12 protein-coding genes are annotated in these 13,632 nt (G+C 55.7%); 3 read left to right on the forward strand and 9 right to left on the reverse strand.

The window, feature by feature from the left end; translation table 11 throughout:
- The first annotated feature begins 64 nt into the window (after positions 1 to 64).
- Positions 65 to 2,242 carry an ATP-dependent DNA helicase DinG gene (gene dinG / locus HBA26_RS07795; RefSeq protein ID WP_028012435.1) on the forward strand — a complete coding sequence of 726 codons (2,178 nt, stop codon included), beginning with the start codon at positions 65 to 67 and terminating at the stop codon, positions 2,240 to 2,242.
- Here dinG and HBA26_RS07800 read toward each other — a convergent pair.
- The 5 genes from HBA26_RS07800 to HBA26_RS07820 all read right to left on the reverse strand — a co-directional run bounded on the left by HBA26_RS07800 (position 2,229) and on the right by HBA26_RS07820 (position 7,600).
- Positions 2,229 to 2,732 (reverse strand): fimbrial protein, encoded by a 504-nt coding sequence (locus tag HBA26_RS07800; RefSeq protein ID WP_126346125.1) that lies wholly within the window; start codon positions 2,730 to 2,732, stop codon positions 2,229 to 2,231. The genes dinG and HBA26_RS07800 overlap by 14 nt on opposite strands.
- A gap of 5 nt (positions 2,733 to 2,737) precedes the next feature.
- Entirely contained in the window at positions 2,738 to 3,727 is a 990-nt protein-coding gene (locus HBA26_RS07805; RefSeq protein ID WP_126346126.1) for a fimbrial protein, read from the reverse strand.
- 22 nt (positions 3,728 to 3,749) lie between these two features.
- On the reverse strand, positions 3,750 to 6,293 hold the full coding sequence (locus HBA26_RS07810; RefSeq protein WP_164558241.1) for a fimbria/pilus outer membrane usher protein: 2,544 nt from the start codon (positions 6,291 to 6,293) through the stop codon (positions 3,750 to 3,752).
- A 26-nt stretch (positions 6,294 to 6,319) separates the two neighbouring features.
- Positions 6,320 to 6,994 carry a molecular chaperone gene (locus HBA26_RS07815; protein WP_126346127.1) on the reverse strand — a complete coding sequence of 225 codons (675 nt, stop codon included), beginning with the start codon at positions 6,992 to 6,994 and terminating at the stop codon, positions 6,320 to 6,322.
- A 69-nt stretch (positions 6,995 to 7,063) separates the two neighbouring features.
- Positions 7,064 to 7,600, reverse strand: a complete 537-nt coding sequence (locus HBA26_RS07820) for a fimbrial protein (protein WP_028012440.1) — start codon at positions 7,598 to 7,600, stop codon at positions 7,064 to 7,066.
- A gap of 255 nt (positions 7,601 to 7,855) precedes the next feature.
- On the opposite strand from HBA26_RS07820, the gene ybiB reads away from it, so the two are divergent.
- Complete coding sequence (ybiB, locus tag HBA26_RS07825; RefSeq protein ID WP_048999192.1) at positions 7,856 to 8,818, forward strand: DNA-binding protein YbiB; 963 nt, start codon at positions 7,856 to 7,858, stop codon at positions 8,816 to 8,818.
- A gap of 119 nt (positions 8,819 to 8,937) precedes the next feature.
- Here ybiB and ybiJ read toward each other — a convergent pair whose 3' ends face one another.
- The 3 genes from ybiJ to mcbA form a co-directional block, all read right to left on the reverse strand.
- A complete protein-coding gene (gene ybiJ / locus HBA26_RS07830; protein ID WP_014883102.1) occupies positions 8,938 to 9,198 on the reverse strand; it encodes a DUF1471 family protein YbiJ in 261 nt (86 codons plus the stop codon).
- A gap of 286 nt (positions 9,199 to 9,484) precedes the next feature.
- Entirely contained in the window at positions 9,485 to 9,751 is a 267-nt protein-coding gene (locus tag HBA26_RS07835; protein WP_028012442.1) for a DksA/TraR family C4-type zinc finger protein, read from the reverse strand.
- A 123-nt stretch (positions 9,752 to 9,874) separates the two neighbouring features.
- On the reverse strand, positions 9,875 to 10,141 hold the full coding sequence (gene mcbA, locus HBA26_RS07840; protein ID WP_028012443.1) for a DUF1471 family periplasmic protein McbA: 267 nt from the start codon (positions 10,139 to 10,141) through the stop codon (positions 9,875 to 9,877).
- Positions 10,142 to 10,384: 243 nt separating this feature from the next.
- On the opposite strand from mcbA, the gene rlmF reads away from it, so the two are divergent.
- Positions 10,385 to 11,296 carry a 23S rRNA (adenine(1618)-N(6))-methyltransferase RlmF gene (gene rlmF / locus HBA26_RS07845; RefSeq protein WP_164558242.1) on the forward strand — a complete coding sequence of 304 codons (912 nt, stop codon included), beginning with the start codon at positions 10,385 to 10,387 and terminating at the stop codon, positions 11,294 to 11,296.
- A gap of 45 nt (positions 11,297 to 11,341) precedes the next feature.
- On the opposite strand, the gene ybiO is transcribed toward rlmF, so the two are convergent.
- Positions 11,342 to 13,555 carry a mechanosensitive channel protein gene (gene ybiO, locus HBA26_RS07850; protein ID WP_126346134.1) on the reverse strand — a complete coding sequence of 738 codons (2,214 nt, stop codon included), beginning with the start codon at positions 13,553 to 13,555 and terminating at the stop codon, positions 11,342 to 11,344.
- Between the last annotated feature and the right edge of the window lie 77 nt (positions 13,556 to 13,632).

Here is a 13,632-nt window from a genome sequence, read left to right on the forward strand (position 1 = left end):
TTTTGCGACGGCGAAGAGAAAGTGCCACAATAGTGGCTGTTTATACAGTATTTCAGGTTTTCCAATGGCTTTAACCGCGGCGCTGAAAGCGCAAATAGGCGCCTGGTATAAGGCGCTTCAGCAGCAGATCCCCGATTTTATCCCCCGAGCGCCGCAGCGGCAGATGATTGCCGACGTGGCAAAAACGCTCGCCGGGGACGACGGGCGACATCTGGCGATTGAAGCCCCGACCGGCGTCGGGAAAACCCTGTCGTATCTCATTCCCGGCATCGCCATCGCGCGGGAAGAGGACAAAACGCTGGTGGTCAGCACTGCGAACGTGGCCTTGCAGGACCAGATCTTCAGCAAAGATTTGCCGCTGCTGCGCAAAATCATCCCCGATCTCCGCTTCACCGCCGCCTTTGGGCGCGGGCGCTACGTCTGTCCGCGTAACCTGGCGGCGCTGGCCAGCAGCGAGCCCTCGCAGCAGGATCTGCTCGCCTTTCTGGATGACGAGCTGACGCCAAACAATAAAGCCGAGCAGGAGCAGTGCGCAAAGCTGAAAGCCGAGCTCGACGGCTATAAGTGGGACGGCCTGCGGGATCACACCAGCCTGGCGATTAGCGACGACCTGTGGCGCAGGCTCAGTACCGATAAAGCAAGCTGCCTGAACCGCAACTGTCACTACTACCGGGAATGCCCGTTCTTCGTCGCCCGGCGCGAGATCCAGGAGGCGGAGGTGGTTGTCGCCAACCACGCGCTGGTGATGGCGGCGCTGGAGAGCGAAGCGGTGCTGCCGGAGCCGAAAAATCTGCTACTGGTGCTCGACGAAGGCCACCACCTGCCTGACGTGGCGCGGGACGCGCTGGAGATGAGCGCGGAAATCACCGCTCCGTGGTTCCGACTTCAGCTGGATCTGTTCTGCAAACTGGTGGCGACCTGCATGGAGCAGTTTCGCCCGAAAACCACGCCGCCGCTGGCGGTCCCCGAGCGTCTGAGCGACCACTGCGAAGAGGTTTACAGCCTTATCTCGTCTCTGAACAACATCCTCAATCTTTATCTTCCGGCAGCCCAGGAGGCAGAACACCGCTTCGCGATGGGCGAGTTGCCGGACGAGGTGATGGAGATCTGCCAGCAGCTGGCGAAGCATCTGGAAAAGCTGCGCGGGCTGGCGGAGATGTTCCTGAACGACCTCAGCGAGAAAACTGGCTCGCACGACGTGGTGCGGCTGCACCGCATCCTGCTGCAGATGAACCGCGCGCTGGGGATGTTTGAGGCGCAGAGCAAGCTCTGGCGGCTGGCCTCGATGGCGCAGGCGTCGGGCGCGCCGGTCACCAAATGGGCCACCCGCGAAGTGCGCGACGGGCAGGTGCATCTCTTTTTCCACTGCGTGGGCATCCGCGTGGCCGATCAGCTGGAAAAGCTGATCTGGCGCAGCGTGCCGCACGTGGTCGTTACCTCTGCGACGCTGCGCTCTCTGAACAGCTTTTCACGGTTGCAGGAGATGAGTGGCCTGAAGGAGAAAGCGGGCGATCGTTTTGTGGCGCTGGACTCGCCGTTCAACCACTGCGAGCAGGGCAAGCTGGTCATTCCACGCATGAAATACGAGCCGCTTATCGACAACGAAGAGCAGCACATTGCGGAGATGGCGGCCTACTTCCGCGAGCAGGTCGAAAGTAAAAAATATCCCGGCATGCTGGTGCTGTTTGCCAGCGGGCGGGCGATGCAGCGCTTCCTGGAGCACGTCACCGACCTGCGTTTACTCCTGCTGGTGCAGGGCGACCAGCCCCGTTACCGGCTGGTGGAAACGCACCGCAAACGTATTGATAACGGCGAGCGCAGCGTGCTGGTGGGGCTACAGTCCTTTGCCGAAGGGCTGGATTTGAAGGGGGATTACCTGACGCAGGTGCATATCCATAAGATCGCCTTTCCGCCTATCGACAGCCCGGTGGTGATCACCGAGGGCGAGTGGCTGAAAAGCCTCAACCGCTATCCGTTTGAGGTGCAGAGCCTGCCTGCGGCGTCGTTTAACCTGATTCAGCAGGTGGGGCGTCTTATTCGTAGCCACGGCTGCTGGGGTGAGGTAGTGATTTACGACAAGCGTTTGCTCACCAAAAACTACGGTCAGCGGCTGCTGAACGCACTGCCGATCTTTCCGATTGAGCAGCCGGAGGTGCCTGAAGTAAAAAAACGCCCGGCAAAACTGGCCGCCGGGCGCAGGAAAAGCATCCGTGCTAAGGGGCGCGGTCCTACTGGTAAGTAAAGGTCACCTGAATCACGCTGCTGAACGTGCCTGCGGAGACGGGCATAGACGTGGCGTAATAGCGGGCGGAGAGCGGAAACGTGGCCGTGTGGTCAGTCGGGTTAATCGGCACGTTAAACGCCGCCTGCGGGGCGATCAGGATCTTGTCCTGTCGGTCGGCCAGCTCCAGCGCCAGCCCCTTCGCGCTGCCGGTGTTGGCGAATTTTGTCGGGTGCACGCTGTCTGCCTGGCCGTAGAAATAGGCCGTGGCAAGCGCCAGCGTGGCGGGACAGTGCGATACCGAGAGCGAAAAATCTTTCCACTCGCCGGTATCCCCGACGTCCCTGAAATTGCCTGATACTGCCTGGCCTAAATCTACCGTCAGGTTGCGGCTGGCGCTGTCAATGACGCAGGTGTTGGCGTAAATATTCCCCGTCATCTGGATCTGAATATCATCGGCGTGGGCCTGGGCTATCAGGCCCAGCGCCAGCATCAAAGCTGTTTTTTTCATGATCGTCACTTATAAGCGAGGGTAACGGTGGCAACGGTGTTGGCGGGGCCAGGCGTCACGACGTTGCTGGTTTGTTCGTAGCGAACCTCAAACGGGATCGCCAGCGTCTGGTTGGCGATTGCCTGGCTTTGGGTGTTCACGTAGGTGTCAAAGGTGGCGAGTTGGTTATCAACCAGCATTCTGACCCCGACGCCGGTTGCCATGCCGGGCTGCCGGGTGAGTTTGATCACCCCTGCTGACCCCGGTTCATAACCATTTGAACTGGTGACCTTAACTTCAGGCTGCACGTTGCTGTTGCAGTTCACCGTCACGTCAAAGTTTTGCGCCGGGCTGGATAACATCCCCACGCTAATAAAATCGCTGACCGGGAAGTCGCCCAGATTAATGGTCAGGTTTTTTGGGGAAACGGAGCAGGTGACGTTCTGGAAGTTAACGTTTCCTGCGTAGGAGATAACATTGGGTGAACCAATGCCGTCGTTGCCATATACGCCAATACCGAACTCTGTTTGCGCCTGAAGCAGCGTGCCGGACTGTACCGCATCACTGGTTTTAACCAGCTCAAGCGTGACGTTAAAATCAAAGGACTGATAACCATCGGTCGAGACATAGCCGATGGGCGTACTGCGGGAATCGCAGGCGACCTTTCCCCCGCCTGAAATGCGCTGGCCCTGGTCGTTCCTTAAGGCAATGCCGACTCCAGGCACGCCTGTGTCATAAACGCCGGTCAACCCGGGTATCTCCGAACCACTTCCGTAATAGCAGGAGATGATTTCCATCCCGCTTTCGTAAGGATGGTTGCAGTTACCCGCGACGTGTACAGTCTGCTCCGTACCGGGAATGGTAGCGCCTACTGCCAGCGTTGTCGGGACCGAAATGGTGGCAACGTTGATCATTTTCGGCATATCGGGCGTAGTGCAGTCAGCCTTCGCATGCGGCATAAATAATGCCGCGGTGCCCAGAATCAGTAAGAAAAAGCATTGTTTTAACATTTGCATAGTCGTTAGCCTGAACGGTGTATCAATGACACTGCGCGGCAGCGTTAATGATGCTGGTTTTCTCTTTCTCATCCGTTAGCGCATAGTCAGCGATGCAGTGCTCGCTCGCGTCCTGTCCCCAGGAAACGGCGAGATGCCCCTGCTGCGGCAGACCCGAAAGATAGGTCTGGCCGTCATTACCCACAATAAACTCGCTGTCCTTATCCTCTGTAGTGACCGTCGCGCCGAACGGCAGCGGTTTGCCGTTGTGCATCAGCGTCATCAGCACGCGGTTGCCCACGCGGGTGTTAAAGCTGGCGCGCACCACGGCCCCGCGAGTTGGGGTGACGACCTGCGCGGCGTGGGTGACGTCGGCATTGTCCGGCAGCGTTTCGGTATCCAGCGCAATGGTGTTGTGGCGATACGCGGTCACATACGGGACAACGGTGTAGCCGCGGAAGTCGGTTTCAACGCCGGTCTGATTAGTGATATGCGTCCCGTGCGTGCCCGGCGCTTTCACCAGCGCGATGGTCTCACCGAGCGGCTGGCTCAGGGTGATGCCGTTCGCATGGGCAACCACGCCGCCCTGCAGGCCGACGTTCACGGTCTGCTGATATTTGTCCTGGCTGACGCCGCCGCTCAGTTCGCCGTACGTTGCTTTGTAATCGGCGTTGAGGCTGGTGGAGTTGCCGCTGCCGGTACTGCTCACCCCCTCCTGAATATTCCAGTTGAGGTTATCTTCTTTCAGCGCCGTACCGTTCAGACCGATATTCTGCGTGGTGCCATCTTTGGTGTTGTTCAGGTTGTAGGTGGCCCAGGTGTTATGCATCCAGTGGTCCAGCGGCACCGAGACGCTCAGCGCGAACTGGTTGTCGTTCGTCACCTCATTGCCGTCTTCGTCGCTGTCGCGGGTGTTTTTGTTCATGCTGTAGCTGAGGCTGTAGCTCACGCCGTGCCAGCTGTTGTTGTAGCTGACGCTCACCGAGGTCATGTCCTGGCTCTGGGTCCAGTAGGTCTCTTTCACCAGGCTCAGGGTTACGGAACCCCAGCCTTCCGGCAGCGTCTGATCGACGGTGGCTTCGGTACGGGCGCGGCGCTGCTGCGGTTCAGACCAGTCGTCAGAGCGGGTATACGACTCCATGGTGTCTTCCAGGGTGTAAAACCCTTTGCTGTTATAGCGGTAGCCGGCCAGCGAGAAGTTGGTGCCTGACTGGGCGATATCTTTGCTGTAGCGCACGCGCCACGACTGGCCTTTGCTGGCCTGCTGTTTTTTCAGCAGGGCTTTGGCGCGAGTGACGTCAATGGAGAAGGCGCCTAAATCGCCCATGTTTTTCCCGACGCCCACTGCCTGAGACTGATAATGGCTGCTCTGCTGAACGCCGCCGTAGGCGGTGATACCGTAGGGTAAACCGTAGATGGCGCTGCCCTGGGCAAACGGGGTCTTTTCGACATCGTTGTCATAGGAACGATAACGCCCGGCGGTCACGCTGTAGCGCAGGTTTTTTTCACGCTGCAAGACCGGCACGGAGGCAAACGGCACGACAAAATGGCTTTCGCTGCCGTCGGTCTCTTTCACAGTAACCTGCAGGTCGCCGCTGCTGCCGGTGGGGTAGAGATCGTTAATTTCGAAGGCGCCCGGCGCGACCGTGTTCTGATAAATGACGTAGCCGTTCTGGCGAACCACCACCAGCGCGTTGCTGTGGGCCGTGCCGCGGATAATCGGCGCGTAGCCTTTCTCGCTGTCCGGCAGCATGTCGCTGTCGGATTTCAGCTCCACCCCGGTGTAGGGAACGCTGTCAAACACGTCGGCAGGGGATGAGCTCTGGCCGACGGTGATGTCGCTTTTCATTGCCACGATATCGCGTTGCGCATAGGTATAAACGGAGGTGAATTTCTGTTCCTCCTCATGGCCGGTGGTGCTGCGATTCCAGGTGGAATAGTTGCGAATGCGCCATGCGCCAACGTTCAGGCCTGGGCGCAGGTTTACGTACTGGCTGCTGTTATCCTGCTCACCGTGCTGTCGCGCGCGGCTGTGGCTGGCATTGGCGCTGTAATTAAGCAGGCCCGCAGTGATCCCTTCGTCAAACTCTTTCGGGTCAATGTAACCGCGAGGCACCTGGCCCAGCGCCGTTTGAGGGATGCTCATCAGCAGTTGCTGGTTGCGAACGCGAAAGGTGGCGGATGCCGCAGGAATGACATGTAAATCAGCACACTGGCCTTTGGCCATCAGCTGCGGAAATTTTTTGGTTTTGATGCCGAGGCTTTTTAATTCCTCAAGGCTAAAGCAAGGCTGCAGCGTGCTGTTGCCCTGCGAATCTTTCTGAAGCGTAAAGGTCACGTTGCGGGTATCAATTTTATTATTATTGATAAATACCGCGACCTCATATTTCCCCGGCGCCTGACCTGGCCCTTTTTCATAGATGGACAGATCGGTTTTACCCTGCTGGGGATTATCAATATCCAGCAGGGCAGGGTTAAAATAATCATCAGCCATAACCTGCTGCGCAAAGATCGCCATTGCCAGGCCACAGAGAATGACCAGCAATGAAGATAATCGGCAGGTGAACGGCTTTTTATGGCTGTACATAATTATTTTATTACCGGGCAAAAGAATTAATGAACGGATTTCGACCAGGTATGGCTGATGCTGCCGAAGTCGGTAATAATGGAATACGTCACGTTCGCGCCCCCGACATTACCCGGTAAGGCAAAATGCGTTTCCGTTTTCGGAACAGCCCAGGTGGCTTTCGCGACTTTATGACCATTCAGCGTAACGGTCTGGAAATTCATATAGAACGGCGTGGGGTTATTCACCACCAGATCGTTCCCTTCGCGGCGCCATTCAAGTTTATCCGCCACATTTTCTGGTCTGCCTTTTACCGCAGACGGGCGATACAGTAATTTGATTCGAGTATTAATGGCGATTTGCAGCGTATTTACCCCCTCAACGTGTTTTGAGGAAGGGATTGCTTTAATGTTCAACCAGTACAGGGATTCCCTGTCTTCCGGTAAATTTCCGCCCGTACGCACCACGCGCAGAACGTTATCTTCGTGCGCATCCAGACGGAAAAGCGGCGGGGTGATCAGGAATGGGGCTTTGGCCAGGTTTTTACCGCCGGAATCAACCCAGGACTGCACCAGATAATCCGTCGCATCTGGATTTGAAAGACCAAGAGAAGATTCCTTTTTATCTCCCTGATAGACCAGTCGGGTGCCGTTAATAATGACCCCAGCATGTGAAGCAGTTGCTACCAGTAAAAGTGTGCTCAGTAAATAACCGTGGCGCATAAAGATTTCTCAATGAATAGAGAAGATATTAATGCTCGCGAAAGCATTAATATCTCCGGATTGATAAGATCAGTTATAAATAACGGTGAAGGTTGAAACGGAGTTAGCAGGGCCTGCGGTAATTGCCGGGCCGGTTTGGATATAGCGTGCGCCGAACTCCAGATCGTTAACCGCCGTGCCGGAGGTTAACTGATACTGCTGAGACGGCGTATACAGGCTGACAGGCTGCTGCGAGGCATCCACCAGCTGAATCGCCACCCCTGTCGCCGCATCGGTATCTGGCGTTAAGGCAAGCGTTGAATTGTTATTCGCATCCGGTGTTCCGCCAAAGTTAATGGCGGCGGAGGTGACCGTGTCAGGACAATTCGTTAACTGAATATCAAACTTCGTTAAGGTGCTGGTAGAGCCTGCACCGGTAAATACCGTTTTAGACACTTTCCCCAGCTGTACATTTAATGGATTACTTAATCCATTTACGACCTGACAAGCAGAATCGATAATTTCGCCGGTGAAGTTTATTTGCCCTTCACCGTTCGTTGCCGCAAACGTGGATGCAGAACATCCCACCGCTGCGGCGATGATTAAACCTAAAGCAACCTTGTTCATAGCAAATCCTGATATGTTTCGGGTGATAGCGTTGCCTGGACGTTTTCACCGTTGACCCTTAATGACTTTCCGCTGGTTATTTAATCAAAAAATGTATGAATACGAATCTGCTATAGAAATCACAAATAATTGAAAAAAAGCTTGTGTTTATTTTTTGCTATTAAAACAGAAGGTTGCCTTAAGGGATAAAAAACTAACGGAGAGCCATTCATCAGGGCTATAGTGTTAACAAGATAGGCTGTCAGGAGAAATGTCGTGGATTATCGCAAAATTATCAAAGAGGTAGGACGTGGGAAAAACCACGCCCGCGACCTGGACCATGAAACCGCTCGCGCGCTTTACACCCGTATGCTCAACGGCGAGGTACCGGACCTGGAAATGGGCGGCATCCTGATTGCGCTGCGTATCAAAGGTGAAGGCGAAGCGGAGATGCGTGGTTTCTACGAGGCGATGCAGGCGCAAACGCTGCGCTTAACGCCGCCAGTGGCAAAACCGATGCCGATTGTGATCCCGAGCTATAACGGGGCGCGCAAGCAGGCAAACCTGACGCCGCTGCTGGCTATATTGTTACATAAGCTGGGGTTCCCGGTGGTGGTACATGGGGTCAGCGAAGATCCCACGCGCGTGCTGACAGAAACCATCTTTGAACTGCTGGGCATTGAACCGACTCTCCATGCCGGCCAGGCGCAGGCAAAGCTGGAGGGGAACCAGCCGGTCTATATTCCCGTTCGTGCGCTCTGCCCGCCTTTGGAAAAGCAGCTGGACATGCGCTGGCGCATGGGCGTGCGTAACAGTGCGCACACCCTGGCGAAGCTGGCAACGCCGTTTGCTGAGGATGCCGCACTGCGTCTTTCCAGTGTTTCTCATCCGGAGTACGTGACGCGCGTCGGTCAGTTCTTTGCCGAAATCGGTGGACGCGCACTGCTGATGCACGGAACAGAAGGGGAGGTGTACGCCAACCCGCAGCGTTGCCCACAGCTGATGCTGATCGATTCTGCCGGTACGCGCGTTGTGCTTGAACGCGGGGAAGAAAACAGCGATGTGATTCTGCCGGAGTCAAAAGATCCGCAGGTTACCGCGCACTGGATTACGCAGTGCCTGGCCGGAAATGTGCCGGTCCCACAGTCGATCAAACTGCAAATGGCCTGCTGCTTGCTGGCGACAGGGGAGGTAGAGACGGTGGAAGCGGGGTTACAGCGGGTGGCACAGTCGTTTTAAGCAAAAAAAAGCCCGTCCAGTGGCGGACGGGCAAGCAAGGGTAACAAACAACAGGGTCAATGAGGGTTGGAGCAGCTCACCAGAGGGTTTGGCGAGGGTACAGCATTCATTTCAGGCGATTATTTGTAGATAACCGCAGTACCGCTCAGCTTGTTATTGGTGTTAGCGGAGGTGATGGTGTATCCGCTTGCACCGGCAGCAGCGGCTTTCTCAGCCAGCTTGGCTTCCAGGCCGTCCAGCGTGGTCGCGCCTTCTGCACTTACCACACCGATTTTATTCATGCTCTGGGCCTGAGTGGATGAAACAGGCTCTACGGCGAATGCGCCGAAAGACAGAGCGGACAGGGCAACAGCAGCTACAGCATATTTGATGGTTTTCATAATTAATCTCTCGCAGGTGTTTTCTGTTAAGGGGACGATGTTCCGTCGATGTGATAAGTATCACGTTTTTTCCTGACGGATAAAATCGAAGAGAATTGACGTGATCAGTCAAAAAAATTGAATGACAAATAACTTATTGAATATTAATAAATTCAAACCAGCGCTTTACACTTCTTGTGGATGCGCTTTACAGAACAAAGATGAAGGGCACATTTTGCTACGCGGTTCGCTAAAAACCGTGAGCGTAAAGGTAAGTGCAGGCAGGGTTAACTTAGGTAAAGGAGAGTCAGCGTAACTGGCTATCTTTCGATCCTCTGCGATTATAACCTGAATGTGACGCATTTTTTGAATCTTTATCCTGCTGGCAGGTAATACATAACCTTACGCCTGGAATGGCTTTACGCCGCGCCTCCGGGATCGGCTCTCCGCATTCTTCGCACTCCTTCAAACTTTCGCCGCGCGGAATCTCGCCGCGAGCGCGCGCAACCGCATCTTCAATGGTACTGTTGATCTGTTCGTTAACGGCGTCGTCATTCGCCCAACCGGAAGCCATGGCATCCTCCTGAAATCGGTTTATACCCTGTTTTTAATATGGGGTTAAAAAATGAACAATCAAGATAAAGTGGAAATGAACTGCATCCGGCAGGCAGATGCAGTCTTGTTGTGGAGGAAAAAATTATTTATAGATGGTTGCTGTGCCGTACATATGGTTATCTCCGCCAGCGGAGTTCACGACAAAGCCTTTCGCACCTTCCTGGCGGGCTTTTTCGGCCAGTTTATTCTGCAGATCGTCAAGGTTACTTGCGCGACTTACCGAGACGGTGCCCGCCGGACGCAGCTGGCTAGTATCGGTACTTTCATTCAGTGACTGAACGGCCATCGCAGAAAATGAAGCCGTTGCCAGGGCGCCGGCGATAACAGCAAGGGTCAGGTACTTTTTCATAATCACATCCTCATGAGGAAACAACAGGTGATTCCCTTTAAGTTTAGAAGCCTGACGAGTGTGACTTAGCGCAAATATTTGATGATGATCTGCTTATTTTTTGAACGATAAAAACTGACAATTCGCTGACAGATCATAGACGTAGAGGTGTTTGATTTACGGTGTTTTTTTAAGCGCCGCAGAGAAAGATTTACCGCTGGGCCAGCACAGGGTATCTTACGCCGCTGTTTAAAGGAGAACGCCATGACTTCCCAAAAGCCGGGATTGCACCCACGAAATCGCCACCGCAGCCGCTACGACATGAACGCCCTGTGCCAGAGCTGCCCTGCGCTGCAGGACTATATTGTCCAGACCCCAGCGGGTGAGCCGACCGTCAACTTTGCCGATCCGCAGGCGGTGAAAACGCTGAACAAAGCCCTGCTGGCGCATTTTTACGGTGTGGCTCACTGGGATATTCCGGAAGGCTTTCTCTGCCCCCCTGTGCCGGGCCGTGCTGATTACGTTCATCACCTTGCCGATCTGCTTGCCGAAGATCGTGACGGCGCTGTACCGCAGCAGGCTTCCATCCTGGATATAGGCACCGGGGCAAACCTGATTTACCCGCTTATTGGCGTACATGAATATCACTGGCGCTTTACCGGGAGCGAAATCGGCGCCGAGGCCTTTGCCAGCGCGCAGGCGATTATCAGCGCGAACCCTGGCCTGAGCCGTTCCATTCGTCTGCGTCGTCAGAAAGAGGCGGCTGCCATCTTCAACGGCATTATTCATAAAAACGAAAGCTATGACGCTACGATGTGCAACCCGCCGTTTCATGATTCGGCGGCAGCGGCTCGCGCGGGCAGCGAACGTAAACGCCGCAACCTCGGTCAGGTGGAAGACGCCGCGCTGAACTTCGGCGGGCAGCAGCAGGAGCTGTGGTGCGAGGGCGGTGAAGTTGCCTTCATCCTGCGCATGATTGCGGAAAGCAAACAGTTTGGCCGTCAGGTGAAGTGGTTCACGACGCTGGTTTCCCGCGGGGATAACCTGCCGCCGCTCTACCGCGCGCTGAGCGAAGCGGGCGCCGTAAAAGTGGTGAAAAAAGAGATGGCGCAGGGCCAGAAGCAGAGCCGCTTTATCGCCTGGTCGTTTATGGACGATAACAAACGTCGCAAATAGTATCCCGCCGTAGGCCGGGTAGGGCAAAGCCGCCACCCGGCTCGGTTACAGCGTCGGCTCCTGCGGAGGGAGCGGCGAGGCGGGCGGCGACAATACCTGATACGTCTGCACCGGCGTTCGCACGTTCGCCAGATCGAAGTGCTTTTTCACCATGCTGTCGAGGGCAAAGCGCACCGTCCACTGCTTCAGCGGCTGGGTGGTGAACGACACGCGCAGGGTGAAAGCCGTGTTGGTCAGCCCAACGATGCCGGCAAACGACGGCTCGCCAATCACCAGCCCGCGAATATCCTCCATTTCCATCAGTTCACTGACCGCATCCCGCAGCGCCTGCTTCGCTTTGTCGGCATCCTCATGACGATCCACATCGTAGTTGGCCACAACGGAGCCAATGCCGCGCACAAAGTTGGCGAAGGTAGTGATCGATGACCAGGGAATGATGTGATATGCCCCGGTATCCTGACGCACGCCTACCGAGCGAATCGACATCCTCTCCACGGTACCGGTCAGCGGCCCGATGGTCACCAGATCCCCTGTGTTCATCCCGTTCTCAAACTGGATAAAGATGCCGGTAATAATATCCTTCACCAGCGTTTGCGAGCCGAAGGAGATCGCCAGACCCAGCGCGCCAGCACCCGCCAGCAGCGGGGCGATATTCACGCCGATTTCCGATAGCACAATCATGATGGTGATGGTGCTGATGATCACCGCCAGCGCATTGCGGAACAGGGTCAACAGCGTGCGCGCGCGGGCGCTGGGGAGCGGTCTGCCGTGAATATCCGATACCAGACGGTTCTCGATAAGGCTCGCCAGCAGCGTCCAGCCGACGGCGGAGAAGAACAGAATCAGCGCGATACGAATTAAAATATCGACGGTCTTCTCGCCTGCGCCGTTATGCAGCCAGTTCCAGAAATCAAACAGGCTCCACGCATTCAGCAGCAGCATAATTGCCACGCAGACGGTGAGGATGCGCGCCACCTTCAGCGATACCGACATCCAGCCGTTCACCCGCTTTTGCAGTTCCGGGTAATTACGCTGCACCTGCGGCGACAGGGTGATGGTTTTCGAGATCCAGCGGGACAACAGCCCGGACACAAACGCCGCGATGCCGATAATCGCCAGGCTTTTAAACGTCGCCCCCATCATAAATTTCAGGCTGTTTCCCGGGTCGAACAGCGAGAAGAAGCACAGCACAATAAAGTACGCGCTTGCCAGCCAGTGCCACACCAGCGCGAAGGCGCGGATAAACAGGCTGAAGAAAGAGAGGGAACGGTCGGCCAGATGCAGCAGACTCTCGGTGATCGCCCTTTTATTGTGGAAGATAAGGTACAGAGACCAGACGGTTATACAGAGCATAATCAGCACGTTCGCCAGCGCGCCAAACTGCACGTTGACCTGGTTGGATATAATCGGCACGGCAACCAGCAGGCCGTATCCTATCAGCCCGCTGAGCACGCTTAGCCGCACGGCCCAGTATTTCGCGCTGTCGTCGTTGATGTTGAAAGGGCGAAGTTCAGGCACGCGCGGGCAAAAGATGACGCGCAGCACCGCTTTAAAAAATTCGATGAGCGCAAACGCATTCAGGAAGAGCGCCTGCTGGAAGGCAATGGTTTTGTTGCCCGTATTGAGGCGGTCCGCCAGCACCTGACCGACAAACAGCGTCAGGGCCAGCAGCAGTAAATCGATGATAAACGCCCCGGTAATCATGGCCGGGAGGTGCAGCCAGCTGCTTTTATGCTGATTTTTTTTCCGTCCCCAGTGGCCCATCTTCCGGTAGAGCGGCCAGGCGCACAGGCGCAGCAGCCAGTAAAAAATGAATACGGCACCCGCCAGAATCGCAAACTGCGTGGCGGCTGCGGTGAAGGTGTGGGGATTAAAAGGTTTATACGAGGTGCCAATAAGATTTCGATAGAGCTGGGCAAAACGCGACGACAGGGCTTCCCCGTAGCGGCGGCTGATGTCGGTGACGTTTTCCAGTACCGTCTTTTCCTCTTCGACCTGCGGTGGCGTAATGGTCGGAACCGGATCCTGAGGCGGCGTGGCGGCCACCTTCCTCAACTGATCGATCAGCTCCTGCCGGGAGGTGTCATTCTCAAGGACGTCGGCAAGTGCGCTATAGGCCGCTTTTTTTTGTTCTACATCCGGCTCCGGAGGCGGCGTATTTTGCTGAGTAGCAGTTGCTCCGGTGGTGACGCCGGGGATTGCCACGGCGAGCGATGGCGCACTAAACAGGCTTATCAACAGCAGCAGGATCCACGGCACGGCGTCCTCCGACAAAAATATCGTGCAAAATGATAAGTATAGAGGGCGAGAGGCGGAGGGAAGTTTTTGGGAACAAT

This window comes from Enterobacter sp. 725m/11, assembly GCF_011683705.1.
GTDB lineage: Bacteria > Pseudomonadota > Gammaproteobacteria > Enterobacterales > Enterobacteriaceae > Enterobacter > Enterobacter bugandensis.